This window comes from Pseudomonas sp. A0308, from assembly GCF_044218815.1.
In the GTDB taxonomy this organism is placed as follows: Bacteria; Pseudomonadota; Gammaproteobacteria; order Pseudomonadales; family Pseudomonadaceae; genus Aquipseudomonas; species Aquipseudomonas iridis.
On sequence record NZ_CP162581.1, the window covers coordinates 3053670 to 3079059 of the forward strand.

Consider the following 25390-nt stretch of genomic DNA (forward strand, 5'->3'; position numbering starts at 1 on the left):
GGCCAGCGCAGTAATAGTTCGATTTCACGGGTCAATGGGCTGCCTTTTGACCCAGGCAGCGGCAATCTTCAAGCCGCTCAACCAGACTCCGGGCCTTTATTTCCGTGCCTGCGAGCCTGCTTTCACAATATGTCAGGTGGTTTTATGGACAGCATCAACAGCCGCATCGCCGAGGAACTCGGCGTACGCCCACAACAGGTCGAAGCGGCCGTCGCGCTACTCGATGAAGGCTCTACCGTACCCTTCATTGCCCGCTACCGGAAAGAAGTCACCGGCAGCCTCGATGACACCCAGTTGCGTCATCTGGAAGAGCGTCTGCGCTACCTGCGAGAACTCGACGAACGGCGCATCAGCATCCTGGCCAGTATCGAGGAGCAAGGCAAACTCACTCCTGCTCTTGAGCGCGATATCAAACTCGCCGACACCAAGACCCGCCTCGAAGACTTGTACCTGCCGTACAAGCAAAAGCGCCGCACCAAGGGCCAGATTGCCCTGGAAGCCGGCCTCGGCGACCTGGCCGACGGCCTGTTCAACGACCCGAACCTTACACCGGAAACCGAAGCCGCACGCTTCGTCGATGCCGAAAAAGGCGTGGCCGACGTGAAGGCTGCGCTGGAAGGCGCCAAGTACATCCTGATGGAGCGTTTTGCCGAAGACGCCAGCCTGCTGGAAAAACTGCGTACCTATCTCAAGCAGGAAGCCATCCTCAGTGCCCGCGTCATCGCCGGCAAAGAAGAGGAAGGCGCCAAGTTCCGCGACTACTTCGAACACGACGAACCGCTGAAAAGCATGCCGTCGCACCGCGCATTGGCAATTTTCCGTGGCCGCAACGAAGGCATTCTCAGCTCTGCGCTGAAAGTCGGCGACGAACTGCCAGGCACCATGCACCCGTGCGAAGGCATGATCGGCCAGCAATTCAATATCCAGAACCAGAACCGTCCGGCCGACAAATGGCTCGGTGAAGTGGTGCGCTGGACCTGGAAGGTCAAGCTCTACACCCACCTCGAAACCGACCTGCTGGGCGAGCTGCGCGACGGCGCCGAAACCGAGGCGATCAACGTTTTCGCCCACAACCTGCATGACCTGTTGCTGGCCGCACCGGCCGGCCCACGCGCAACCCTGGGCCTCGACCCGGGCCTGCGTACCGGTTGCAAGGTTGCCGTGGTCGATTCGACCGGCAAGATGCTCGATCACGCAACGGTTTACCCGCACGTGCCGCACAACAAGTGGGATCAGACCATCGCCATTCTGGCCGCCCTGTGCGCCAAGCACTCGGTTGACCTGATCGCCATCGGCAACGGCACCGCCAGCCGCGAAACCGACAAACTGGCCATCGAACTGATCAAAAAATATCCGGCGATGAAGATGACCAAGGTCATGGTTTCGGAGGCCGGTGCATCGGTGTACTCGGCGTCGGAACTGGCAGCCAAGGAATTCCCCGATCTGGACGTGTCGATCCGTGGCGCGGTGTCCATCGCTCGCCGTCTGCAGGATCCGCTGGCAGAGCTGGTGAAGATCGATCCGAAATCCATCGGCGTTGGCCAGTACCAGCACGACGTCTCGCAGCTGAAACTGGCGCGCGGTCTGGATGCCGTGGTCGAGGACTGCGTGAACGCCGTCGGCGTTGATGTGAACACTGCTTCGGTGGCGCTGCTGGCGCGGATCTCCGGCCTCAACGCCACGCTGGCGCAGAATATCGTTGCTCACCGCGACGAACACGGCGCGTTCAAGACCCGTGCGGCGCTGAAGAAAGTCGCACGTCTGGGCGAAAAAACCTTCGAACAGGCTGCCGGTTTCTTGCGTGTGATGAACGGCGACAACCCGCTGGATTCCTCGGCCGTTCACCCGGAAGCCTATCCGCTGGTGCAACGCATTGCCGCTGAAACCGACCGCGACATCCGCTCGCTGATCGGCGACGCCAGTTTCCTCAAGCGTCTGGATCCGAAGAAATTCACCGACGAGACCTTCGGTCTGCCGACGGTGACCGACATCCTCCAGGAACTGGAAAAACCCGGCCGCGACCCGCGTCCTGAGTTCAAGACTGCCGAGTTCCAGGAAGGCGTAGAAGACCTCAAGGACCTGCAACTGGGGATGATCCTTGAAGGTGTCGTCACCAACGTGACCGCGTTCGGCGCATTCGTCGACATCGGCGTGCATCAGGATGGTCTGGTGCACATCTCGGCGCTGTCGGAGAAGTTCATCAAGGACCCACGCGAAGCGGTGAAGGCCGGTGATGTCGTGAAAGTGAAGGTCATGGAAGTCGACATCCCGCGCAAACGCGTCGGCCTGTCGATGCGCATGGGCGACACCCCGGGCGAGAAAATCGACGGTGCCCGCGGCTCGCGTCCGGGCTCGGCGCAGCGTCAGCCGTCGAACAACGCGCCGCGCAAGGAAACCGCGACCGCAGCGCCAGTAAACAATGCAATGGCCTCGCTGTTCGCCAACGCCAAACAGCTGAAGAAACGCTGATGGAAATTCCGGCCGGGCTCGTCGAGAGCGCGTTTTTCAAGCTGTTGGGCTGCCGCCTGCACAGCCTTGAAACCGGGGTGGCGCAAGTCGCCCTGGGGCTGGAACCGGAACTGCGCAATCGCGGCGGAAAATTGCACGGCGGCGCGCTGTTCAGTCTGGTCGATATCGCCATGGGGCTGGCCTGTTCCAGCACCCACGGCTTCGATCAGCAGAGCGCGACCATCGAGTGCAAGATCAACTATATCCGCGCCGTCTCGGACGGCGAGGTGCTGTGCACGGCCCGGGTGATTCACCCGGGCCGGCGCACGCTGGTGGTCGAGGCCGAGGTGATGCAGGGCGACAAACTGGTCGCAAAAGCGCAAGGCACGTTCGCTGTCCTGTAGATGTTGATCATCATTTTGAGTTAATTTCGGCGCAATGAATCCTGTGGGAGCGAGCCTGCTCGCGAAGCCGGTGTGTCAGTCGGCGATGATGTCGGCTGGAAAACCTTCTTCGCGAGCAGGCTCGCTCCCACAGGGATTGTGCAGTTCTTGACCGACCGGCAAATGGCCTGCCGCAAAAAACCAGGCGAAAACGCCAGTTTCAACTTCACCCTTGTAGACCGTCCTGCCCACCCCCATATTGGGGCGACTGACGCGTGAAGGAATCCAAATTGAGCGAACTTCTCAACCGCCGCCTGGCTCTGCTCGGCGAGCGCGCCAACCTCTCTCTGCTCGAACAGTGCCTCCACGGTATCGAACGTGAATGCCTGCGCGTGACCAGCGAAGGTCGACTGGCGCAAACGCCGCACCCGGAAGCCTTGGGTTCCGCGCTGACCAATGAAAAAATCACCACCGACTATTCCGAGTCGTTGCTGGAATTCATCACGCCCGCCCTGCCCGACCCGGTAGACACCCTGGCGAGCCTGGACAAGATTCATCGCTTTGCCTACAGCAAACTCGGCAACGAGTACCTGTGGAGTCCATCGATGCCGTGCCCGTTGCCGGCCGAGGAAGACATCCCGATCGCCTATTACGGCACCTCCAACATCGGTCAGCTCAAGTACGTCTATCGCAAAGGCCTGGCCCTGCGTTACGGCAAGACCATGCAGTGCATCGCCGGGATTCACTACAACTTCTCCCTGCCGGAAAAACTCTGGCCGCTGCTCAAGGAAGCGGAAGGTTTTGTCGGTACCGACCGGGATTTCCAGTCAGTCTCCTACATTGCGCTGATCCGCAATTTCCGCCGCTACAGCTGGCTGCTGATGTACCTTTTCGGTGCGTCGCCGGCGCTGGATGCCGGTTTCCTGCGCGGTCGTTCGCATCAGCTGGAACAACTGGACCCGGACACGCTGTACCTGCCGTACGCGACCAGCCTGCGCATGAGCGACCTTGGTTATCAGAGCAACGCCCAGGCCGGCCTGACGCCGTGCTACAACGATCTGGCGAGCTACACCGACAGCCTGCGCAAAGCCGTTGCTACGCCTTACGCGCCGTACGTTGAAGTCGGCACGCACCAGGATGGCGAATGGGTGCAACTGAACACCAACATCCTGCAGATCGAAAACGAGTACTACTCCAACATCCGCCCGAAACGCGTGACCTACACCGGCGAGCGGCCGATCCAGGCGCTGGTCGCCCGTGGCATTCAGTATGTCGAAGTGCGCTGCCTGGACATCAACCCGTTTCTGCCGATGGGCATCGACCTTACGGAGTCGCGCTTCCTCGACGCCTTCCTGCTGTATTGCGCGCTGAACGACAGCCCGCTGCTGACCAACACCTCGTGCAGCAATGCCACCTCGAACTTCCTCAGCGTGGTCAAGGAAGGTCGCCGTCCGGGCCTGCAATTGCAGCGTGACGGCCAGCCGGTCGACATGAAGTCCTGGGCAGCCGAATTGCTGGAACAGATTGCTCCGCTGGCGGCGCTGCTGGATCAGAGCCATGGCTTTGATGCGCACAGCACCGCGCTGGATGCGCAACTGGCCAAGGTCAAGGATTCGTCCCTGACGCCGTCGGCACAGGTGCTGGCCGCGATGGCCGAACACAAGGAAAGCTTCGCGCAGTTCTCTCTGCGCCAGAGTCAGGCACATGCCGAGTTCTTCCGCAGCGAGCCGTTGGCGGCTGATGAGCAAGCGAAGTTTGAGGAACTGGCGCGAACTTCGCTGGCGGCGCAGGCTGAGCTGGAGCAGAACGAGGTGGGCGATTTCGACGTGTTTGTCGGGTCGTACCAGGCGAGTATTCTGGCGATCAGTAACTAAGCGTTGTCGATAAAAAAGATCGCAGCCTTCGGCAGCTCCAACAGGGTGTACGCCTGTCACATGTAGGAGCTGCCGAAGGCTGCGATCTTTTGATCCTTAGATTTTTCCGCTCATAAGCTCATTCGAAAAAGTTATTTATTTCTCGATTCTTAGATCATTTAGTCTCCTTTCACGCCGACACTCGGTCGCCTGATATGGAGCTTTTCAATGAAACTGAATTTCCCGCTTCGCCTGCTGGCCGTGGCCTCTTTGGCTGCCGCGAGTTTTCTGGCTCAGGCCACCGACCTCACCGTCGCCTACCAAACCACTGTTGACCCGGCGAAAGTCGCTCAGGCCGACGGCGCCTACGAGAAAGCCACCAAAGCCGATATCAGCTGGCGCAAGTTCGACAATGGAGCCGACATCATCGCCGCCATCGCTTCCGGCGACGTGCAGATCGGCTACCTCGGTTCAAGCCCGCTGACCGCTGCGATCACCCGCAAAGTCCCGGTAGAAACTTTCCTCATCGCCACCCAGATCGGCGCCGCTGAAGCGCTGGTCGCCCGCGACGGTTCCGGGATCAAGACGCCACAGGATCTGATCGGCAAGAAAATTGCCGTGCCGTTCGTGTCCACGGGTCACTACAGCCTGCTCGCCGCGCTGAAGCACTGGAACATCGATCCTTCCAAAGTCACCGTCCTCAACCTCGCCCCACCAGCGATTATCGCGGCGTGGAAACGCGGTGACATCGACGCCACCTACGTTTGGGACCCAGCCCTCGGAGTAGCCAAGGAAAACGGCAAAGTGCTGATCACTTCCGGTGAGCTGGCCAAGTTCGGCGCGCCGACGTTCGATGCCTGGATCGTGCGCAAGGACTTCGCCGAGAAACACCCGGAAATCGTCACCGCGTTCGCCAAGATCACCCTCGACGCCTACGCCGATTACCGCAAGGACCCGAAAGCCTGGCTCGCCGATCAATCCAACGTCGACAAACTTGTGAAGTTGTCGGGTGCCAAGGCCAGCGACATTCCGCTGCTGCTGCAAGGCAACGTCTATCCGCTGGCGGCGGACCAGGTCAGCGACCTCGGGGCGCCGACCACCAAAGCCATTACCGACACCGCCGCGTTCCTCAAGGAACAAGGCAAGGTCGAAGCCGTTCTGCCGGACTACGCGCCGTACGTCAGCGCCAAATACATCACTAACTGATCGGGAGTTAACCGCGATGGCCTTGCTACAGCTGGAGCGCATCAGCGCACAGTACCCGGGCAGCCCGGAACCGGTGCTGGCGGATATTTCTCTGACCCTGGGGCCGCAGCAATTGCTGGTCGCCCTCGGCCCGTCCGGCAGTGGCAAGACTTCGCTGTTGAACCTGATTGCCGGTTTCGTTGAACCGAGCGCCGGGCGCATCACCCTCGACGGCGTGCCGGTCAAAGGCCCGAGCGCTGAACGCGGCGTGGTGTTCCAGGACGACGCATTGCTGCCTTGGCAGGACGTGTTGGCCAACGTCGCATTCGGTCTTGAACTGGCCGGCCTCGCCAAAGACAAACGCGAAAAAATCGCCCGCGAAATGCTCGCGCTGGTCGATCTTTGCGGTTTCGAAAGCCGACGCATCTGGCAACTCTCTGGTGGACAAAAGCAACGCGTCGGCCTCGCCCGTGCCCTCGCTGCCGACCCGCGCGTTCTGCTGATGGACGAACCCTTCGGCGCCCTCGACGCCTTTACTCGCGAGCAGATGCAGGAGCTGTTGCTGCAAGTCTGGCAGCGCACGGCCAAGCCGGTGTTCCTGATTACCCACGACATCGAAGAAGCGGTGTTCCTCGCCACTGACCTGATTCTGCTGGCGCCGAATCCGGGGCAGATCGTTGAGCGTTTGCACCTGGATTTCGGTCAGCGCTACGCCGCGGGTGAATCAGCACGAGCAATCAAATCCGACCCGCGTTTTATCGAAACCCGCGAGCACGTGCTGAGCAAAGTGTTCTCGCAACGCAGCGCCGTTCAACGGCAGGAGCGCGCATGAGCAGTTACGACGTTTCCGCTGCGGCAGTAAAAACCCCTTCGGTCGTAATTCCAGTGCGCCGCAGCCTCAGCACTCGCTGGATCAGCCTCCTGACGTTGTTCGCTTTGTTGGCAGTCTGGTGGGCAGTAACCGCCAATGGCTTGATCGAACCACTGTTTCTGCCGCCACCGTCTGCCGTTCTGCAAAAAGGCTGGTTGCTGGCGACCAGCGGCTACATGGATTCGACGCTGTGGCAGCACCTCGGCGCGAGCCTGAGCCGCATAGGCCTGGGCCTCGGTTTCGCGATTCTGACCGCCGTGCCAGTGGGTATCGCCATCGGTGCCAACCGCATCGCCCGTGGCGTGCTTGATCCGCTGATCGAGTTCTACCGGCCGATTCCGCCACTGGCTTATCTGCCGCTGATCGTGATCTGGTGCGGCATCGGCGAGTTGTCGAAAGTGCTGCTGATCTACCTGGCGATTTTCGCGCCGATCGCTATCGCCACAGCTACCGGCGTGCGCACCGTAGACCCGGCGAAATTGCGTGCCGCGCAATCGCTCGGCGCCACTCGCGCGCAATTGATTCGCCACGTGATTCTGCCCAGCGCCCTGCCGGACATTCTTACCGGTGTGCGCATTGGTCTGGGGGTCGGTTGGTCGACGCTGGTCGCCGCCGAACTGATCGCCGCCACCAGCGGTTTGGGCTTCATGGTGCAATCGGCCGCGCAGTTTCTGGTGACTGATGTGGTGGTGCTGGGGATTTTGGTCATCGCCCTGATCGCCTTCGCCATGGAGATGGGCCTGCGCGCCCTGCAACGCAAACTGGTGCCGTGGCACGGCCAGGCCCACTGAATAATTGCTATGTAAAGAACCCTGTGGGAGCGAGCCTGCTCGCGAATGCTGACTTTCTGTCGACATTTTTGCTGCCTGACACTCCGCTTTCGCGAGCAGGCTCGCTCCCACAAAAGCTAAATCCCGAATTCTAGAGAACCACCATGAGCAGCCTGCACATCACCCCGTTAAGCTCGGCCCTCGGCGCACAGATCAGCGGCGTCGATATCAGCCAGCCGTTGAGCCTGGAATACCGCAATGCCATCGAGCAGGCGCTGCTCAAGTTTCAAGTGCTGTTCTTCCGCAACCAGCCGATCGAGCCGCCGCAACAGGCGCGTTTCGCCGCGTATTTTGGCGACCTGCACATTCACCCGATCTACCCGAACGTGCCGGAACAACCGGAAGTGCTGATCCTCGACACCGCCGTCACCGACGTGCGCGACAACGCGATCTGGCACACCGACGTGACCTTCCTGCCGACGCCGGCGATGGGCGCGGTACTCAGCGCCAAGCTGCTGCCGGAGTTTGGTGGCGACACGTTATGGGCCAGCGGGATTGCCGCGTACGAAGCGCTGTCGACGCCGATGAAAACCCTGCTCGAAGGGCTGACTGCGACTCACGATTTCACCCGTTCGTTTCCGCTGGAGCGTTACGGCAATACGCCCGAAGCGCTGGCGCAGTGGGAAGAGGCACGGCGCAAGAATCCACCTCTGTCGCACCCAGTGATTCGCACGCATCCGGTCAGCGGGCGGCGCTCACTGTTCGTCAACGAAGGCTTTACGTCGAAGATCAATGAGCTGTCGGAAACCGAGAGCGAGGCGATTCTGAAGTTTCTGTTTGCCCATGCAACGCGGCCGGAGTTCACCATTCGCTGGCGTTGGCAGCAGGACGACATTGCGTTCTGGGACAACCGCGTGACGCAGCATTACGCGGTGGATGATTACCGCCCGGCGCGGCGGGTGATGCAGCGGGCTACGGTGTTGGGGGATGTGCCGTTCTTCAGATAAGACTCGATTTCCTCGTTGTCTGAACTGGCCCCTTCGCGGGCAAGCCCGCTCCCACAGGTACAGCGCCATTCACAGATTTTGTGTACGACTGGAACCCTGTGGGAGCGGGCTTGCCCGCGAAAGCATCAGAGCAGGCGCCGAATAATTCGGCGCCAGTCACTTATTCCGCCGTCGACGGCTTCTCCCAAAGATTGATCCCGCCCTCCTGGGCAAACCGGTCAATCTCCGCCAACTCTTCAGCACTGAAGCTCAGATTCTTCAACGCCCCGACGTTCTCGATAATCTGCTCCGGTCGGCTCGCGCCGATCAGTGCCGAGGTCACTCGCGGATCACGCAGGGTCCACGCCAGCGCCAGTTGCGCCAGGCTCTGGCCGCGACGCTTGGCGATCTCATTCAACGCACGCACATGCGCGATGTTCGCCTCGGACAAGTGCGAAGCCTGCAACGAACCACCACCCGGACGATTGACCCGCGCATCTTCCGGCACGCCGTTAAGGTATTTGTCGGTCAGCAGACCTTGCGCCAATGGCGTGAAAGCGATGACGCCCGTGCCGAGTTCTTCGGTGGTGTCGAGCAGGTCTTTTTCCACCCAGCGATTGAGCAGGTTGTAGGCCGGTTGATGAATCAGCAGCGGCACTTTCCACTCTTTGAGCAGCGCGGCCATCTCACGGGTCTTCACGCCCGAATACGACGAGATGCCGATGTACAACGCTTTGCCCTGTTGCACGGCAGTGGCGAGGGCGCTGGCGGTTTCTTCCAGCGGGGTGTCCGGGTCGAAGCGGTGCGAGTAGAAGATATCCACATAGTCCAGACCGAGGCGTTGCAGGCTCTGGTCGAGGCTGGCCAGCACGTATTTGCGCGAACCGCCGCCCTGCCCGTACGGGCCTGGCCACATGTCCCAACCGGCCTTGCTGGAGATGATCAGTTCATCGCGGTACTGCTTGAAGTCTTCACGCAGCAGGCGACCGAAATTGATTTCGGCACTGCCATACGGCGGGCCGTAGTTGTTGGCCAGGTCGAAGTGGTTGATGCCCAGATCGAACGCGGTGCGCAGCAAGGCGCGCTGGGTGTCGATCGGCGTGCTGTCGCCAAAGTTGTGCCACAGGCCCAGTGACAGCGCCGGCAGCACCAGACCGCTGCGGCCGACGCGGCGGTAAGGAATGGAGTCGTAGCGGTTTTCGGCAGCGGTGTAAGTCATCGAATCCTCTCTTGTTTGTCTTGAAACAGGTGTCGACTGCTTGGCGAGCAAGCTCGCTCCCACAGGATCTCAGTCAGGCCGATAGTTCGCGCAAAGCTGCGGCGGCCAGAAACTCCGGGTGGGAACTGTAGCGCTGATCAACCCGGACCGTCTGGTCAATACGCTCCAGCGCAGTGGTCGTCAGACGAGTCAACGGACGAATGCAGAATAGTGGGTCTGGTTTGACTATGCTCCAACAAGTAGTACCGAGGAGGCGATCTTTCGGGCAATGCACATCCACAGGCAGGCACACCCATGCACACCGCCATCATCATTTTCTTCGGCCTGGTCCTTCTGGCCCTGATGCTCTACATCGGCGAGCGTATCGGCTTCAGCCGGCAGACATTGGCCTACGGCTTCGCCGCGCTGTGGCTGGCGTTGACGGTGATCAATGGCGCGGTGGGGGTGGTGCATGCCGGCCAGTCCGTGGGGTCGGAGCTGGGGATCGGCAGTGTGGTGTTCGGCGTGCCGGTGGCGGCGATGGTGTTGTTCATGGCGCTGAGCGCCGAGTCCTGAACAGACCCGGCGCCCAGCTCATGATTAACGCACCAGGTGCAGGAACTGCATGTGGCGTTCGTACTGGTCGAGGATGTCGTTGATGATCTGTTCCTTGGTGTAACCCACCAGATCGTAATCCTGACTGCCCTCGCTCAGGTGCACTTCAGCGCGGTAGTAACGGCGATTGTTGAGCTGTTTGGAGCCCATGCCGCCACGTGCGAACGACGGCGTGAAGTAGCCGCGCATCTGCACCTGATAGATGAACGGATGCTGCTCGCCATGGCCGATTTCCAGGCTAACGTTGTCGTGCGCAGGATCGGGCTGAGTGACCACATTCAAGCCTTTCTCGACGAACACCGCCGTCACTTCTTCGATCGCCGGGCGCACGGTGCTGTCCATGAAACGGTACACCTCATCACGCGACGGGAAGTGCACAGCCTGGCTCAGGCGTTGTCGCCAACCACCCGTGCCACGCCGCGAACCGGACACCGGCGCCAGCGAATGCAGTTGCGCGATCTGCTTCTGCGATTCGAGATAGAACGCCTTGTGCAGGCCCCACATCATCAGCAACAGAATCAACGAGAACGGCAACGAGGTCAGCACCACCGCTGACTTGAGTGCATCAATGCTGCCGGAGAACAGCAGCGCACTGGTGATCAACGCTGTCATCGCGCCCCAGAACACCCGCAGCCATTTAGGCCCGTCTTCGTCAGGGTTGCCGCCCTTGGCGGACAGGGTCGAGAGCACCACCGTGCCTGAGTCAGCAGAGGTGACGAAGAATACGAAGCTGATAAACACCGTCACGGCGATGACAGTTTTGCTCCACGGGTAGGTTTCCAGCAGCAGGTAGAGGGTCATCGACGGATTCTCGATCGCCGACATGCCCATCGCCGACATTCCGTGATTGAGCACCTGATCGATGGCGCTGTTGCCGAAGATCGACATCCACGCCAAGGTGAAACCGAGCGGAATCAACAGCACGCCGAAAACGAATTCACGGATGGTGCGACCACGGGAAATCCGCGCAATGAACAGGCCCACGAACGGCGACCATGCAATCCACCAGGCCCAGTAGAACACCGTCCAGCCGCCGAGCCAGTCGCTCGGTTTGTCATAGGCGTAGAGGTCGAAACTCTTCATCGGCAAAGCGCCGAGGTAGTCGCCGATGTTCTGGATCAAGGTGTTGAGCAGGTGCTGAGTCGGGCCGGCGAACAACACGAACAGCAGCAGCGCACAGGCCAGCAGCATGTTGATGTCGGACATCACCCGCACGCCTTTATCGACCCCGGCCACGGCGACGAGGATCGCCGCGCCCATCATCAGCGTGATCAGGCCGACCTGAATCCACTGTGTGTGGGCAATGCCGAACAGGTAGTCGAGACCCGAGTTGAGGTGCAGCACACCGAAGCCCATGTCGGCGCCGAGACCGAACACCGTGGCGATGATGCCGAAGCCATCCACCGCGTAACCAATCGGGCCGTTGATGCGTTTGCCGATCAGCGGATACAGCGCCGAGCGCAGGGCCAGCGGCAGGTTATGCCGATAGGCGAAGTACGCCAGGGCCATGCCGACGAAGGCGAAAACGCCCCAGCCATGCAGGCCCCAGTGCAGAAACAGCACCTGCATGGCCTGACGCGCCGCATCCGCGGTGCCGGCCTCGCCTTGCGGCGGCTGCAGCATGTGAGTCAGCGGCTCTGAAACGCAGAAAAAGAACAGCGTAATGCTGATCCCGGCGGCGAACAGCATGCCGGCCCAGGACAGATAACTGAACTCGGGTTCGTCGTGGTCGGCACCGAGTTTTATCTTGCCGTAGCCGGATAGCGCGGTGACCACCACGAAGACCAGATACAGCGTCATCGCGAGCATGTAATACCAGCCGACGGTGTTGGCCGCCCAATTTTGTGCTTCAAGCAGCCAGGCACCGGCCTGTTGCGGCATGGCGATGACAACGAGACCAAACAGCAGAATAAACGTCGCGGCGAAGTAGAACACCGGCGGATTCATCCGAACCAGACCGCTGGCGGGGGTAGACGATGCACTCATGAAACGTGCACCTCTAGGGGTTGAAACATGGCTGAAATGATCGGACTCAGCAAAGGCAAGCCTCCTGTTGTGAGCGGGCAGCGAACCACCGGTTTAACTTGAATGAACGTTCAAGTTAAACATGGATAGGGCGCTAAGGACTAATCGCACGGCTAAGCGGTAGCTTTCCTACGCTAGCTCAAGGAGGGGTATGACGTTGGTTTTGGGCGAATCGTTCACTGAAGAATTGGCGGAAGGCCATTATCTCGATACAACCTTAAAACATTCGCGAGCAGGCTCGCTCCCACTTTGGAGTGCGTTCCACTGTGGGAGCGAGCCTGCTCGCGATGAGGCCCGAAGCAGCAACGCAGATTCAGAAACCTACTTCTGCGTCCCGTCATCATGCTGCAAATTGGCCTGAGTCAAATTGCACCCGGCCGGCACACTGCGCGTCAGCCATACATTGCCGCCAATGGTCGAGCCCTTTCCAATGGTGATCCGTCCAAGAATCGTCGCCCCGGCATAAATCACCACGTCATCTTCAACAATCGGATGACGCGGATGGCCCTTCTGCAACTGCCCGTCTTCATCTGCCGGGAAGCGCTTGGCGCCCAAAGTCACTGCCTGATAAATCCGCACCCGCTCACCAATTATCGCGGTCTCGCCGATCACCACACCCGTACCATGGTCGATGAAGAAACTGCGGCCGATCTGCGCGCCCGGGTGGATATCGATGCCCGTCGCCGAGTGAGCGATTTCCGCGCTGATCCGCGCCAGCAACGGCAACCCGGCGCGATACAAATGGTGCGCCAGACGATGGTGAATTACCGCCAGAATCCCGGGGTAGCACAGCAGCACTTCATCAACGCTGCGCGCTGCTGGATCGCCGTGATAGGCCGCCAGCACGTCGGTGTCGAGCAGCGTGCGCAACCCCGGTAAGGCAAGGGCGAAATCCTGGACGATCTGGATCGCCCGGGCCTCGACTTCGGTGTCGACCTGCGCGCTGTGCCGGGCAACATAACGCAGCTCAAGTCGCGTCTGCGCCAGCAAGGCATTCAACGCGACGTCGAGGGTGTGCCCCACATAAAAATCTTCACTTTCTTCGCGCAGATCGACCGGCCCCAGGCGCATCGGGAACAACGCACCACATAAAGCCTCGAGAATCTCCGCCATCGCCGCCCGCGACGGCAACTCGCGGCCACCCTGCTCGCCGGTGGCCCGGCCATTCTGTGCGCGCCACTGATCCCGCGCGGTGCGCAGTTGGCTGACGATGGTCTGCAATTGCCAATGGCTGGAACGCTCGCTCACGATAAAGACTCCTCACGGGCGGCCGGACTGTCTGGCCGCGTCAACGGCGACCACTTTACGGCATGCTTGCGAGGGCGAATTAAGAACCGATAGTGCTGGCCTCAGTCCATTTGGCTATAAGCGATTCGCGGTTGCCCCTGCAAAATCGACTGCCTATAGTCCTTTCATCTTTCTCCGCCAGTACGGACTCATGATTAAACAACAGCTGGACCGTTTTAACCGTCTCGACCTGCTCGGCCAACCAACCCCACTGGAAAAACTTGAGCGCCTCTCTGCCTGGCTCGGCCGCGACGTTTACATCAAACGCGATGATCTGACGCCGCTGGCCATGGGTGGCAACAAATTACGCAAACTCGAATACCTCGCCGCCGATGCGCTCGCGCAGGGCGCCGACACGCTGATCACCGCCGGCGCACTGCAATCGAACCATGTTCGCCAGACCGCAGCACTGGCCGCCAAACTGGGCCTGAGTTGTGTCGCGCTGCTGGAAAATCCGTTGGGCACTGACGACAGCAATTACACCGGCAACGGCAATCGACTGCTGCTGGATCTGTTCGACACCAAAGTCGAGCTGGTCGAAAACCTCGACAACGCCGACGAGCAACTGGCCGCACTCGCCGCGCGTTTGCGCAGCAACGGCAAGAAGCCGTATCTGGTGCCGATCGGTGGCTCCAATGCGCTCGGTGCGTTGGGCTATGTGCGTGCTGGTCTGGAACTGGCCGAGCAGATCAAAGACACCGGCCTCGACTTTGCCGCCGTGGTGTTGGCGTCGGGCAGCGCCGGCACGCACAGCGGTCTGGCGCTGGCCCTGAGCGAAACGTTGCCCGAATTGCCGGTGATCGGCGTAACCGTTTCGCGTAGCGAAGAAGACCAGCGCCCGAAGGTGCAGGGTCTGGCCGAACGCACGGCGGAGCTGCTCGGTGTAGCGCTGCCGGCAAGCTTCAAAGTCGAATTGTGGGACGAATACTTCGGCCCGCGCTACGGCGAACCGAATGCCGGGACACTGGCGGCGGTAAAGTTGTTAGCCAGTCAGGAAGGTCTGCTACTCGACCCGGTGTATACCGGCAAGGCCATGGCGGGGTTGCTCGATGGCATTGGCCGTTCGCGCTTCGATCAGGGTCCGATTATTTTCCTGCACACCGGTGGGGCCCCGGCGTTGTTTGCCTATAAGGATTTTCTGTAGCCGACAGATCAAAAAATCGCAGCCTTCGGCAGCTCCTGCGAGGAGCAGGGCTGCGATTTTTTCGAATTCGCCACATATTCTAAAAATGAATATCAAATTAAATAATTAGTATTTTCAAGTCTAAGACAGAAGCCATATAGTCTCGCCGCAGGCGAATTTCGCGAGAGACGCATAAGCTGCTTTAAGGCAGGATAGCGCTGTCGTTCAAATCACCCATTTGCCTATATTCCTTAAGCGTCTTCCATAAGAAAACACAGGGGCTTGTCATGAATTTTTCCGCACTACGTCGCAATCTGCTGGTTGGTTCGCTGGGCCTGGCGCTGAGCGCCGGCCTGATCGGCCAGGCAGTAGCCGGTGAGCAGCTGCAACAGATCAAGGACAAAGGCGTTATCAACGTCGGCCTGGAAGGCACTTACCCACCGTTCAGCTTCGTCGATGCCGACGGCAAACTGTCCGGTTTCGAAGTCGAGCTCTCCGAAGCCCTGGCGCAAAAAATCGGTGTCAAAGCCAAGATCCAGCCAACCAAATGGGATGGCATCCTCGCTGCGCTGGAATCCAAGCGCCTGGACGTCGTGGTCAATCAGGTGACCATCTCCGAGGAGCGCAAGAAGAAGTACGACTTCTCCGAACCGTACACCGTCTCCGGTATCCAGGCGTTGGTGCTGAAGAGCAAGGAATCCGCGCTGAACATCAAGACCGCCGCTGACCTGGCCGGCAAGAAAGTCGGTGTAGGTCTGGGCACCAACTACGAGCAGTGGGTCCGCGCCAACGTGCCGGGTGCAGACGTGCGTACCTACGATGATGATCCGACCAAGTTCGCCGACCTGAACAATGGCCGCACCGACGCTATCCTGATCGACCGTCTGGCCGCCCTTGAGTACGCCAAAAAAGCTCCGAAAACTGTCGCTGCCGGTGAAGCCTTTTCCCGTCAGGAGTCCGGCATTGCCTTGCGCAAAAACGAGCCCGAACTGCTGGCCGCCCTGAACAAGGCCCTCGACGAACTGCGTGCAGACGGCACCCTGAAGAAGCTGTCGGAAAAATACTTCAACGCAGACGTCACTAAATAATGGAAGAAGCTTTCCAACTCGCACTTGATTCCGCGCCCTTCCTGCTCAAGGGCGCGTATTACACGGTTGTCCTCAGCCTCGGCGGGATGTTCTTCGGCCTGCTGCTGGGCTTTGGCCTGGCGTTGATGCGCCTGTCGCGCTTCAAGTCGGTCAGCTGGCTGGCCCGCATCTACGTGTCGTTCTTTCGCGGCACGCCGTTGCTGGTGCAGCTGTTCGTGATCTATTACGGCTTGCCGCAAATGGGCCTGGAGCTTGATCCGCTGCCAGCGGCGCTGATCGGCTTCTCGCTGAACATGGCCGCCTACGCCTGTGAAATCCTGCGCTCCGCGATCGGCTCGATCGAACGCGGCCAGTGGGAGGCCGCTGCGAGCATCGGCATGACCCGCGCGCAAACCTTGCGTCGGGCCATCCTGCCGCAAGCGATGCGCACGGCATTGCCGCCGCTGGGCAACAGCTTCATTTCACTGGTCAAGGACACTGCACTGGCCGCAACCATTCAGGTGCCGGAACTATTCCGTCAGGCGCAGCTGATTACCGCCCGGACTTTCGAAGTCTTCACCATGTATCTTGCCGCCGCGCTGATCTACTGGATTCTGGCCACGGTGCTGTCGCACTTGCAGAACAAGTTGGAAGAGCGGGTCAATCGGCACGACCAGGAGTCCTGACCCCATGATTGTCGTGGAAAAACTGACAAAGCAGTTCAAGGGTCAAGTGGTGCTCAACGGCATTGACCTCGAGGTAAAGGAAGGCGAGGTCGTCGCGATCATCGGCCCTAGCGGCTCGGGCAAGACGACGTTCCTGCGCTGCCTGAATTTCCTTGAAGAACCCACCAGCGGCCGGATCAAGGTCGGCGATATCGAAATCGATACCCGCCGCCCACTGAACCAGCAGCAAGGTCTGGTGCGCAATCTGCGCCAGCACGTGGGCTTCGTGTTCCAGAACTTCAACCTGTTCCCGCATCGCACCGCTCTGGAAAACGTCATCGAAGGACCGATCGTGGTCAAGAAGATGCCGCGCGAACAAGCGGTTGCCTTGGGCAGGAAGCTACTGACCAAGGTCGGTCTCGCCGGCAAGGAAGATGCTTATCCGCGTCGACTTTCCGGGGGGCAGCAACAGCGCGTCGCGATTGCCCGTGCGTTGGCGATGGAGCCGGAAGTGATCCTGTTCGACGAGCCGACTTCGGCCCTCGACCCAGAACTGGTCGGCGAAGTGCTGGCGACCATCCGCGGTCTCGCTGAAGAAAAACGCACCATGGTGATCGTCACCCACGAAATGGGCTTCGCCCGTGACGTGGCCAACCGTGTGGTGTTTTTCGACAAGGGCGTGATCGTTGAACAAGGTGAAGCCAAAGCTTTGTTTGCCAACCCGAAAGAAGAACGCACTCAACAGTTTCTCAGCAAGTTCCTGAATCACGCCTGAGAATGTTTAACGCACCCTCTCAAACTTCCATGGATGGAAGTTATCTTCACCCAGCTCAATCCCCTCCCGACTATATACACAGCAGACACACTCAATGCACTACATGTATATATGTTCTGCAACAGATAAAACTCGTCTGAAACTTATCGAATGTCACTGGCGTGAGTATGAATAACTCTGCGTCAAAACGGCTAAAAAAGCCTGTGAAATGTAGCCATATTCACCTTTACGCCTAGGAGTTCGACTTCAGAAATGTAGGAAACTTCTGATAGAACCTCAATTCCCAGATTAACTACCGCCGACTATTGACACCCCTCCCCGCACCCTCTTATCTAGTCGCCAACCGGCACTACTTAGTTTAATCAACTCACTCTCAAGTTGAACAAAATGTTCATTGCTTTATTGCCAGTTGATTCATGCCATTTGTTCTTCCAGAAACGGACTTCGCTGCAAGGCTTCAAGGAGAGAAATCGATGACTCGCACTTCGCATACCCCCGAACTGGCAGCACCGACACTGTCGCCAGCGCAAAAAACCGGCATCAACCTGACCGCCGCCGCACATCTGCTGGTCGCCGTTTCGCCCTATCCCGACATGGACTGCGGCGACCTGATCGAACTGTTCTGGAACAAGTGCTACGTCGCATCAAAGGTGCTGACCGCCGAGGACGTTGGCGAGTCGATCAGCATGCGTGTGCCGGAGAGTTTCATTGCCAACGGCACCGCGCGTATCCACTACCGGGTGATGCAAGTCGGTCACGGAGCGGCACTGTCGGCGGCAACGCGCGTTCGGGTCAAACTCGATTGTCCTGGCGGCCAGCCAGCCGCCGTGTGCGGTGACGAAAACCAGCAACTGGCGCCGGTGATAGTTCCCGATGCCATTCGCCGTCAGGGGGTGAATCCGAATCAGATCAAACGCGGCGTGCCACTGACCATAGAGCCCTACCTGAACATGGCGGAAGACGACGCCATCACTTTGCGCTGGGGCGATGTCCGTATGGATCTCGCGCCGATCACGGCTGCCGATATCGGGCTGCCGATTCAGGTCTGGGTGCCGCCGGCGGTCATCGTCGAAGCCGGCGAGGATATGCGCCTGGACGTGACCTACTGCATCCTCGACCGGGTCGGCAACAACTCGCGCTGGGCACCGCCACGGACATTGAAGATCGGTTGTGTGAATCCTTATCTGAAGGTGCCATTGAGGCAAACACTCAAGGCGGCCGAAACGCGCAAGCCTTAGCAGTGAATCCAACGGGTGAGGGAACGTTCGCCTCACCATCGTTCACGTTCACCGCAAGTGTTTTGCCAACCTTGGAAATCTTGACCAACTCGACCATCAACCCTTCTATACATATTCCTAAAAGTTAGTTTATTTAATATTTATACACGTTTAGGGTATATGAACCGGACCACCGGACATTCTTTCTTTCGCTGCACTGTGCGGCGTTTTCATGAGATGTGAGGTAGGTAGTATGGTCCGGAACACAATCACCCCAGTGCAGATCGCCAGGGCATTGCGTGCAGCCAAGGAGCGGCACTGATGTCCAGTCTGGCAGATGCAATCGTCCAGTCTGATCTGGACATCGCCCCGCTGTTGTTGCCCGCGCAAGTCTTGCGCAACGACGCCCAAGCCCTAGAGGCCGCCCTTGAGCTGGCGCAAGTCGCCCGCGTGCAGGCCGCCAGGCGCGACCGCCAACGCAAATTGCCGTGGTCGGAAATCGAACAGTTCACCCGCAGTGGTCTGGGCAGCATTGCCATCCCGCGCGAATACGGTGGTCCGCAGGTTTCGTTCGTCACGCTGGCCGAGGTGTTCGCGATTATTTCCGCCGCCGATCCGGCGCTGGGACAGATCCCGCAGAACCAGTTCGGCATCATCAACCTGGTGCTTGGCTGCGCTACCGAAGCGCAGAAAAAGCAGCTGTTCCAAAGTGTTCTGGAAGGCTGGCGTATCGGCAATGCTGGCCCTGAACGCGGCACCAAAAACACCCTGGAGCTGAAAGCGCGCATCACCGCTGACGGCGATGAGTACGTGATCAACGGCCAGAAGTTTTATTCCACCGGCGCGCTGTTTGCGCACTGGGTCGCGGTCAAAGCGCTCAACGATGACGGCAAGCAAGTGCTGGCCTTCGTCCGCCGCGGCACACCGGGTTTGCACATTGTTGATGATTGGTCGGGTTTCGGTCAGCGCACCACCGCCAGCGGCACGATCCTGCTGCACAACGTGCGCGTCGAAGCGAGCCTTGTCGTCGACAACTGGAAGATCAACGAAACCCCGAACGTTCAAGGCGCGGTGTCACAACTGATTCAAGCAGCGATCGACGCCGGCATCGCCCGTGGCGCCATCGAAGACGCCATCGAGTTTGTCAAAACCCGCGCGCGGCCATGGATTGACGCCAAGGTCGAGCGCGCCAGCGATGACCTCTATGTCATAGCTGACATCGGCAAGCTGAAAATCGAACTGCATGCCGCCGAAGCGCTGCTGCGCAAGGCCGGGCAAGTGCTCGATCAGGTACATGCCGCGCCACTTACCGCCGAGTCCGCCGCCCGCGCCTCGATTGCCGTGGCTGAAGCCAAAGTGCTGACCACCGAGATCTCGCTGCTGGCCAGCGAAAAGCTTTTCGAACTGGCCGGCAGCCGCGCCACCCTCGCCGAATTCAACCTCGACCGTCACTGGCGCAACGCCCGCGTGCACACGCTGCACGACCCGGTGCGCTGGAAATATCACGCGGTCGGCGCCTACCGCCTGAACGGCACGTTGCCGGCTCGCCATTCCTGGATTTGACCAGAACACTTTTGACCAGATCTCTGGAGAAGCACATGACTTTTTCCCATCCCGTCGCGGTCATTACCAGCGATGAGCAAGCCCTGATCGTCGCCAGCGACCTGGCCGAGGATTTCAAACGCGACAGCGCCCTGCGCGACCGTGAACGACGCCTGCCGCTGCCCGAACTCGACGTGTTTTCCCGCTCCGGCCTGTGGGGCATCACTGTCCCCAAGGAATACGGCGGCGCTGCTGTGTCCAACGTCACGCTGGCCAAAGTCATCGCCCTGATCGCTCAGGCTGACGGCTCTCTTGGGCAGATTCCGCAGAACCATTTCTATGCCCTCGAAGTCCTCAGGGTCAACGGCAGCCACGCGCAGAAACAACGGTTGTACGCCGAGGTGCTGGCCGGCCAGCGCTTTGGCAATGCACTGGCGGAACTGGGCACCAGAACCGCCCACGACCGCGTTACCAGCCTCAAACGTGATGGCGACGGCTATCGCATCAACGGCCGCAAGTTCTACGCAACCGGGGCGATTTACGCGCAGCGCATTCCTACCTCCGTGGTCGATGAAAACGGCGTGCAGCAACTGGCCTTCGTCCCGCGTGACAGCAAAGGCCTGAGCGTGATCGACGACTGGAGCGGCTTCGGCCAGCGCACCACTGGCAGCGGTTCGGTGGTGTTCGAAGACGTGTATGTCGCAGCGCAAGACGTGCTGCCGTTTCAAAGCGCCTTCGAACGCCCGACCACCGTCGGCCCGCTTGCGCAGATCCTTCACGCCGCCATCGACACCGGTATCGCCCGCGCCGCTTATGAAGATGCGCTGCACTTTGTGCGCAGCAAAACCCGGCCATGGATCGACTCGGGTAATGACAATGCCACTGAAGATCCGCTGACACTGAAAAGCTTCGGCCACTTGAGTATTCGCCTGCACGCGACCGAGGCTTTGCTTGAACGCGCCGGCGAATTCCTAGATGTCGCGCAAGCCGAAACCAACGCGGACACCGTCGCCGCGGCATCGATTGCCGTCGCCGAAGCACGCGCCATCAGTACTGAAATTTCGCTGGCCGCCGGCAGCACGCTGTTCGAACTGGCCGGCAGCCAGGCCACGCTGATCGAACACGGCCTCGACCGCCACTGGCGCAACGCCCGGGTGCACACCCTGCACGACCCGGTGCGCTGGAAGTATCACGCTGTTGGCAATTACTACCTCAACGATGAAAACCCGCCACTGCGGGGCACCATCTGATGAGCAAGAAAAAAATCCTGCTCAACGCGTTCAACATGAACTGCATCGGCCATATCAACCATGGCTTGTGGACGCACCCGCGCGACACGTCGACCCAATTCAATAGAATCGAATACTGGACCGAATTGGCGCAGTTGCTGGAGCGAGGGCTGTTCGACGGGCTGTTCATCGCCGACATCGTCGGCGTGTACGACGTCTATCAGAACTCGGTAGATGTCACGCTGAAGGAGTCGATCCAGTTGCCGGTCAACGATCCGTTGTTGCTGGTTTCGGCGATGGCTGCCGTGACCCAAAACCTTGGTTTCGGCCTGACTGCCAACCTCACCTACGAGCCGCCGTATCTGTTCGCCCGGCGCATGTCGACACTCGATCATCTGAGCCGTGGTCGCGTGGGCTGGAACATCGTCACCGGCTACCTCGACAGCGCCGCCAAAGCCATGGGCCTGAGCGAGCAAGTCGAGCATGACCGGCGCTACGACCAGGCCGACGAATACCTTGAAGTGCTCTACAAACTCTGGGAAGGCAGCTGGGAAAACGGTGCGGTCCTCAACGACCGCGAACAGCGCATCTACGCCCAACCGGAAAAAGTGCACAAGGTCGAGCACAAGGGCGAGTTCTATCAGGTCGAGGGTTATCACCTCTGCGAGCCATCGCCACAGCGCACGCCAGTGCTGTTTCAGGCCGGCAGTTCCGATCGCGGCTTGCTGTTTGCCGGGCGCCACGCCGAGTGCGTGTTCATCAGCGGCCAGAACAAATCGTCGACCAAGGTTCAGGTCGACAAGGTCCGCGCCAGCGCTATAGAGGCCGGGCGCAATCCCGAGGACATCAAGGTGTTCATGGGCCTCAACGTGATCGTCGGCGTGACCGAGCAAGCCGCGTGGGCCAAGCATGCCGAGTACCTGAGCTACGCCAGTGCCGAGGCCGGCGTGGCGCATTTCTCGGCATCCACCGGCATCGACTTTTCCCAGTACGAGATCGACGAACCGATCCAGTACGTGAAGAGCAACGCCATTCAGTCCGCCACCAAAAACCTGCAAAACAACGACTGGACCCGACGCAAGTTGCTAGACCAGCACGCCCTCGGTGGCCGCTACATCACCGTGGTCGGTTCGCCTGAGCAAGTGGCGGATGAACTGGAATCGTGGATCGCCGAAACCGGTCTGGACGGTTTTAACCTGACCCGCATCGTCACGCCTGAAAGCTACGTGGATTTCATTGATTTGGTGATTCCGGAGTTGCAGCGGCGTGGGTCGTACAAGACCGCTTATGACACGGGCAGCCTGCGGGAAAAACTGTTTCACCGGGAGGCGCACTTGCCCGAGCAACACACGGGTTCCGCGTTTCGCCGCTAAAAGCATCGCTGGCAAGCCAGCTCCCACAAGGGTCTGTGGCGTTCACAAAACCTGTGGGAGCTGGCTTGCCAGCGATGAGGCCGCAACAGACACCACAAATTTATGCACTGACTGGAAAACTCATCATGACCAAGAAAATCCTGTCTCACCCAGTCAAAGCACTGGCCCTGGCCCTCGGCCTGTTCAGCTCGGCGGTCTTCGCCGCCGACGCCCCGCTGAAAATCGGCACCACCGCAGCCTTCGCCATCCCGCTGGAAGCCGCCGTCGAAGAGGCCAGCAAACAAGGCCTGAAAGTCGAGCTGGTGGAGTTCACCGACTGGATCGCACCGAACGTCAGCCTCGCCGCCGGCGACATCGACGTGAACTACTTTCAGCACATCCCGTTCCTCGAAAATGCCAAAGCCGCCGCGGGTTTTGACCTGGTGCCGTTCGCCCCGGGGATCATCAACAACGTCGGCCTCTACTCAAAGAAATACACAAGTTTCGACGAGTTGCCGGAAGGCGCCAGCGTTGCCATCGCCAACGACCCGATCAACAGCGGTCGCGGTCTGCAACTGCTGGCCAAGGCCGGTCTGATCACGCTCAAACCGGGCGTCGGCTATAAAGCCACCGAAGACGACATCGTCGCCAATCCGAAGAAAATCAAAATCCTCCAGGTCGAAGCCGTGCAACTGGTGCGCGCCTATGACGACGCTGATCTGGTCCAGGGCTACCCGGCCTATATTCGCCTGGCGAAGACCTTCGATGCCGGCTCCGCGCTGCTGTTCGATGGCCTCGATCACAAGGAGTACGTGATCCAGTTCGTGATTCAGCCAAAGAGCAAAACCGACCCGCGCCTGATCAAATTCGTCGATATCTACCAGCATTCCCCAGCCGTTCGCGCGGCACTGGATAAGGCCCACGGCAAGCTGTACCAGGCCGGTTGGGAAAGCTGAGCATGACGGCCGCGACCCAACAGCGACTGGAGATTCCAGAGCCAAAGAATGCTGAACGCACAGAACTGCGACCGGAACTGAACCGCGCCCACGTGCGCTTCATCAACCTCGGCAAAACCTACAACGGCCGACAAGGCCCGGTCGCTGCGCTGCAAGGCATCGACCTGGCGATCCAGCGCGGTGAAGTGTTCGGGATTATCGGCAGAAGCGGCGCCGGCAAGTCGTCGCTGATTCGTACGATCAATCGACTGGAACAACCGACTTCAGGGCGGGTGCTGATCGATCAAGTGGACATTGGCGAGTTCGATGAAAACCGTTTGGTCGCTCTGCGTCGGCGAATCGGCATGATTTTCCAGCACTTCAATCTGATGTCGGCCAAGACCGTTTGGCAGAACGTCGAGTTGCCGCTGAAAGTCGCCGGTGTGCCCAAAGAACAACGCGAGAACAAGGTCCGCGAACTGCTGGAACTGGTGGGCCTGCAAGGCAAGCACAAGGCTTATCCGGCGCAGCTCTCCGGCGGGCAGAAACAGCGTGTCGGCATCGCCCGCGCACTAGTGCATGACCCGGATATTCTGCTGTGTGACGAAGCGACTTCGGCGCTCGATCCGGAGACCACGCAATCGATCCTCGGTTTGCTGCGCGAGATCAACCAGCGTCTGGGCCTGACCATCGTATTGATCACCCACGAAATGGCAGTGATTCGCGAAATCTGCGACCGCGTGGTGGTGCTGGAACACGGACAAATCGTCGAGCAAGGTCCGGTCTGGGAAGTGTTCGGCAACCCGCAACACGAGGTCAGCCAAACACTGCTTGCGCCGCTGCAACATGCGTTGCCGCAAGAGTTGCAAAGCCGTCTGCACGCGCATTCGCCCTCCAGCGAAGCGGCTGTGGTTCTGCGTTTGCAGTTCACTGGCAGCGCCAGCGACGAGCCCGATCTGGCCGCGTTATTCGCGGCCCTCGGTGGGCGGGTGAAGTTGTTGCAGGGCGGCGTCGAACGGATTCAGGGCCACGCGCTGGGGCAGTTGCTGTTGGCGGTCAGTGGTGCTTCGCTGGACGCCGAAACATTGCGCCAACGCGCCGGGCAATGGGCGCAACGGGTGGAGGTGCTGGGTTATGTGGTTTGATCGCTTGCTGCAGGGTTTCATCGACACGTTTTTGATGGTCGGCGTGTCGTCGTTGATCGCGCTGCTGGTGGGCATTCCCATGGCGGTGATTCTGGTCACCAGCGACAAGGGCGGGATCTACGCAGCACCGGTGCTGAACCGCGCCCTGGGCGCATTCGTGAACCTGTTCCGTTCGATCCCGTTTCTGATTCTGATGGTCGCGCTGATCCCATTTACGCGGCTGATCGTCGGCACCACCTACGGAGTGTGGGCGGCGGTGGTGCCGCTGACCATTGCTGCCACGCCGTTCTTTGCACGGATCGCCGAGGTGAGCTTGCGTGAAGTTGACCACGGCTTGATCGAAGCCGCGCAGGCGATGGGTTGCCGGCGCTGGCACATCGTCTGGCATGTGCTGCTGCCCGAGGCGCTGCCGGGGATCGTCGGCGGGTTCACCATCACCCTGGTGACGATGATCAACTCCTCGGCCATGGCCGGCGCGATTGGCGCTGGCGGCCTGGGGGATATCGCTTACCGCTACGGCTATCAGCGTTTCGACAGCCAGATCATGCTGACGGTGATTGTGTTGCTGGTGGCGCTGGTGGCGGTGATTCAGTTGGGCGGTGATCGCTTGGCGCGGGGCTTGAACAAGCGCTGAAGCATGATGAAAAGATCGCAGCCTGCGGCTATGCAAGGGGATTGGTGAATACCGCCGGCTGCGAACTACTTATTTGCGTTCGTCC

At 59.9% G+C, this 25390-nt stretch carries 22 protein-coding genes and 1 pseudogene; 19 read left to right on the top strand and 4 right to left on the bottom strand.

What is annotated here, in order from left to right:
- The first annotated feature begins 144 nt into the window (after positions 1–144).
- The 7 genes from AB4P92_RS14140 (at position 145) to tauD (ending at position 8517) form a co-directional block, all read left to right on the top strand.
- On the top strand, positions 145–2469 hold the full coding sequence (locus AB4P92_RS14140; RefSeq protein WP_042557133.1) for a Tex family protein: 2325 nt from the start codon (positions 145–147) through the stop codon (positions 2467–2469).
- Positions 2469–2852, top strand: coding sequence for a PaaI family thioesterase (locus tag AB4P92_RS14145; RefSeq protein WP_115146048.1), 384 nt, complete (start codon positions 2469–2471; stop codon positions 2850–2852). The genes AB4P92_RS14140 and AB4P92_RS14145 overlap by 1 nt, the downstream gene beginning before the upstream one ends.
- Positions 2853–3121: 269 nt before the next feature.
- Positions 3122–4705 (top strand): glutamate--cysteine ligase, encoded by a 1584-nt coding sequence (gene gshA / locus AB4P92_RS14150; protein WP_395599603.1) that lies wholly within the window; start codon positions 3122–3124, stop codon positions 4703–4705.
- A 207-nt stretch (positions 4706–4912) separates the two neighbouring features.
- Entirely contained in the window at positions 4913–5890 is a 978-nt protein-coding gene (tauA, locus tag AB4P92_RS14155; RefSeq protein ID WP_395599604.1) for a taurine ABC transporter substrate-binding protein, read from the top strand.
- A gap of 16 nt (positions 5891–5906) precedes the next feature.
- Positions 5907–6701, top strand: a complete 795-nt coding sequence (tauB, locus tag AB4P92_RS14160) for a taurine ABC transporter ATP-binding subunit (protein ID WP_042557130.1) — start codon at positions 5907–5909, stop codon at positions 6699–6701.
- Positions 6698–7531: a taurine ABC transporter permease TauC gene (gene tauC / locus AB4P92_RS14165; protein WP_395599605.1), complete on the top strand. Its 834-nt coding sequence runs from the start codon at positions 6698–6700 to the stop codon at positions 7529–7531. The genes tauB and tauC overlap by 4 nt, the downstream gene beginning before the upstream one ends.
- Positions 7532–7674: 143 nt before the next feature.
- Positions 7675–8517 carry a taurine dioxygenase gene (gene tauD / locus AB4P92_RS14170; protein ID WP_395599606.1) on the top strand — a complete coding sequence of 281 codons (843 nt, stop codon included), beginning with the start codon at positions 7675–7677 and terminating at the stop codon, positions 8515–8517.
- Between the two features lie 160 nt (positions 8518–8677).
- On the opposite strand, the gene mgrA is transcribed toward tauD, so the two are convergent.
- Positions 8678–9715 carry an L-glyceraldehyde 3-phosphate reductase gene (gene mgrA, locus AB4P92_RS14175; RefSeq protein ID WP_042557127.1) on the bottom strand — a complete coding sequence of 346 codons (1038 nt, stop codon included), beginning with the start codon at positions 9713–9715 and terminating at the stop codon, positions 8678–8680.
- A 73-nt stretch (positions 9716–9788) separates the two neighbouring features.
- A pseudogene (locus AB4P92_RS14180) lies at positions 9789–9890 on the bottom strand (type II toxin-antitoxin system HicB family antitoxin); the annotation flags it as partial.
- Positions 9891–10009: 119 nt separating this feature from the next.
- On the opposite strand from AB4P92_RS14180, the gene AB4P92_RS14185 reads away from it, so the two are divergent.
- Positions 10010–10270 carry a hypothetical protein gene (locus tag AB4P92_RS14185; RefSeq protein ID WP_395599607.1) on the top strand — a complete coding sequence of 87 codons (261 nt, stop codon included), beginning with the start codon at positions 10010–10012 and terminating at the stop codon, positions 10268–10270.
- Positions 10271–10294: 24 nt separating this feature from the next.
- Here AB4P92_RS14185 and betT read toward each other — a convergent pair whose 3' ends face one another.
- Complete coding sequence (gene betT, locus AB4P92_RS14190; RefSeq protein ID WP_164488118.1) at positions 10295–12256, bottom strand: choline transporter BetT; 1962 nt, start codon at positions 12254–12256, stop codon at positions 10295–10297.
- Between the two features lie 399 nt (positions 12257–12655).
- Positions 12656–13582 (bottom strand): serine O-acetyltransferase EpsC, encoded by a 927-nt coding sequence (epsC, locus tag AB4P92_RS14195; protein WP_150687667.1) that lies wholly within the window; start codon positions 13580–13582, stop codon positions 12656–12658.
- A gap of 190 nt (positions 13583–13772) precedes the next feature.
- Between epsC and AB4P92_RS14200 the strand changes: the two genes are divergently transcribed.
- The 11 genes from AB4P92_RS14200 to AB4P92_RS14250 all read left to right on the top strand — a co-directional run bounded on the left by AB4P92_RS14200 (position 13773) and on the right by AB4P92_RS14250 (position 25305).
- A complete protein-coding gene (locus tag AB4P92_RS14200) occupies positions 13773–14765 on the top strand; it encodes a D-cysteine desulfhydrase (RefSeq protein WP_395599608.1) in 993 nt (330 codons plus the stop codon).
- A gap of 266 nt (positions 14766–15031) precedes the next feature.
- On the top strand, positions 15032–15832 hold the full coding sequence (tcyJ, locus tag AB4P92_RS14205; protein WP_395599609.1) for a cystine ABC transporter substrate-binding protein: 801 nt from the start codon (positions 15032–15034) through the stop codon (positions 15830–15832).
- Complete coding sequence (tcyL, locus tag AB4P92_RS14210; protein ID WP_042557122.1) at positions 15832–16497, top strand: cystine ABC transporter permease; 666 nt, start codon at positions 15832–15834, stop codon at positions 16495–16497. Before tcyJ ends, tcyL begins: the two co-directional genes overlap by 1 nt.
- A gap of 4 nt (positions 16498–16501) precedes the next feature.
- Positions 16502–17251, top strand: coding sequence for an L-cystine ABC transporter ATP-binding protein TcyN (tcyN, locus tag AB4P92_RS14215; protein ID WP_273876804.1), 750 nt, complete (start codon positions 16502–16504; stop codon positions 17249–17251).
- A gap of 473 nt (positions 17252–17724) precedes the next feature.
- Positions 17725–18489 carry a hypothetical protein gene (locus AB4P92_RS14220; protein WP_395599610.1) on the top strand — a complete coding sequence of 255 codons (765 nt, stop codon included), beginning with the start codon at positions 17725–17727 and terminating at the stop codon, positions 18487–18489.
- A 300-nt stretch (positions 18490–18789) separates the two neighbouring features.
- Positions 18790–20031 carry an SfnB family sulfur acquisition oxidoreductase gene (locus AB4P92_RS14225; protein WP_261736174.1) on the top strand — a complete coding sequence of 414 codons (1242 nt, stop codon included), beginning with the start codon at positions 18790–18792 and terminating at the stop codon, positions 20029–20031.
- Between the two features lie 35 nt (positions 20032–20066).
- Complete coding sequence (locus AB4P92_RS14230) at positions 20067–21260, top strand: SfnB family sulfur acquisition oxidoreductase (protein ID WP_042557118.1); 1194 nt, start codon at positions 20067–20069, stop codon at positions 21258–21260.
- Complete coding sequence (locus tag AB4P92_RS14235) at positions 21260–22612, top strand: LLM class flavin-dependent oxidoreductase (RefSeq protein WP_395599611.1); 1353 nt, start codon at positions 21260–21262, stop codon at positions 22610–22612. The genes AB4P92_RS14230 and AB4P92_RS14235 overlap by 1 nt, the downstream gene beginning before the upstream one ends.
- A 125-nt stretch (positions 22613–22737) precedes the next feature.
- Positions 22738–23547, top strand: a complete 810-nt coding sequence (locus tag AB4P92_RS14240; protein WP_395599612.1) for a MetQ/NlpA family ABC transporter substrate-binding protein — start codon at positions 22738–22740, stop codon at positions 23545–23547.
- 2 nt (positions 23548–23549) lie between these two features.
- Positions 23550–24671: a methionine ABC transporter ATP-binding protein gene (locus tag AB4P92_RS14245; protein WP_395599613.1), complete on the top strand. Its 1122-nt coding sequence runs from the start codon at positions 23550–23552 to the stop codon at positions 24669–24671.
- Positions 24661–25305 (top strand): methionine ABC transporter permease, encoded by a 645-nt coding sequence (locus AB4P92_RS14250; RefSeq protein WP_042557114.1) that lies wholly within the window; start codon positions 24661–24663, stop codon positions 25303–25305. The genes AB4P92_RS14245 and AB4P92_RS14250 overlap by 11 nt, the downstream gene beginning before the upstream one ends.
- The last annotated feature ends 85 nt before the right edge of the window (positions 25306–25390 follow it).

What these genes read in the sequence shown, in the direction of transcription:
- AB4P92_RS14140 (WP_042557133.1), top strand. Translation starts at nt 145, where the DNA reads ATGGACAGCATCAACAGCCGCATCGCCGAGGAACTCGGCGTACGCCCA.
- tcyL (WP_042557122.1), top strand. Translation starts at nt 15,832, where the DNA reads ATGGAAGAAGCTTTCCAACTCGCACTTGATTCCGCGCCCTTCCTGCTC.
- tauC (WP_395599605.1), top strand. Translation starts at nt 6,698, where the DNA reads ATGAGCAGTTACGACGTTTCCGCTGCGGCAGTAAAAACCCCTTCGGTC.
- tauD (WP_395599606.1), top strand. Translation starts at nt 7,675, where the DNA reads ATGAGCAGCCTGCACATCACCCCGTTAAGCTCGGCCCTCGGCGCACAG.
- AB4P92_RS14220 (WP_395599610.1), top strand. Translation starts at nt 17,725, where the DNA reads ATGACTCGCACTTCGCATACCCCCGAACTGGCAGCACCGACACTGTCG.
- AB4P92_RS14145 (WP_115146048.1), top strand. Translation starts at nt 2,469, where the DNA reads ATGGAAATTCCGGCCGGGCTCGTCGAGAGCGCGTTTTTCAAGCTGTTG.
- tauA (WP_395599604.1), top strand. Translation starts at nt 4,913, where the DNA reads ATGAAACTGAATTTCCCGCTTCGCCTGCTGGCCGTGGCCTCTTTGGCT.
- mgrA (WP_042557127.1), bottom strand. Translation starts at nt 9,715, where the DNA reads ATGACTTACACCGCTGCCGAAAACCGCTACGACTCCATTCCTTACCGC.
- AB4P92_RS14230 (WP_042557118.1), top strand. Translation starts at nt 20,067, where the DNA reads ATGACTTTTTCCCATCCCGTCGCGGTCATTACCAGCGATGAGCAAGCC.
- AB4P92_RS14250 (WP_042557114.1), top strand. Translation starts at nt 24,661, where the DNA reads ATGTGGTTTGATCGCTTGCTGCAGGGTTTCATCGACACGTTTTTGATG.
- AB4P92_RS14245 (WP_395599613.1), top strand. Translation starts at nt 23,550, where the DNA reads ATGACGGCCGCGACCCAACAGCGACTGGAGATTCCAGAGCCAAAGAAT.
- AB4P92_RS14235 (WP_395599611.1), top strand. Translation starts at nt 21,260, where the DNA reads ATGAGCAAGAAAAAAATCCTGCTCAACGCGTTCAACATGAACTGCATC.
- betT (WP_164488118.1), bottom strand. Translation starts at nt 12,256, where the DNA reads ATGAATCCGCCGGTGTTCTACTTCGCCGCGACGTTTATTCTGCTGTTT.
- AB4P92_RS14225 (WP_261736174.1), top strand. Translation starts at nt 18,790, where the DNA reads ATGTCCAGTCTGGCAGATGCAATCGTCCAGTCTGATCTGGACATCGCC.
- AB4P92_RS14200 (WP_395599608.1), top strand. Translation starts at nt 13,773, where the DNA reads ATGATTAAACAACAGCTGGACCGTTTTAACCGTCTCGACCTGCTCGGC.
- tauB (WP_042557130.1), top strand. Translation starts at nt 5,907, where the DNA reads ATGGCCTTGCTACAGCTGGAGCGCATCAGCGCACAGTACCCGGGCAGC.
- AB4P92_RS14185 (WP_395599607.1), top strand. Translation starts at nt 10,010, where the DNA reads ATGCACACCGCCATCATCATTTTCTTCGGCCTGGTCCTTCTGGCCCTG.
- tcyN (WP_273876804.1), top strand. Translation starts at nt 16,502, where the DNA reads ATGATTGTCGTGGAAAAACTGACAAAGCAGTTCAAGGGTCAAGTGGTG.
- tcyJ (WP_395599609.1), top strand. Translation starts at nt 15,032, where the DNA reads ATGAATTTTTCCGCACTACGTCGCAATCTGCTGGTTGGTTCGCTGGGC.
- AB4P92_RS14240 (WP_395599612.1), top strand. Translation starts at nt 22,738, where the DNA reads ATGACCAAGAAAATCCTGTCTCACCCAGTCAAAGCACTGGCCCTGGCC.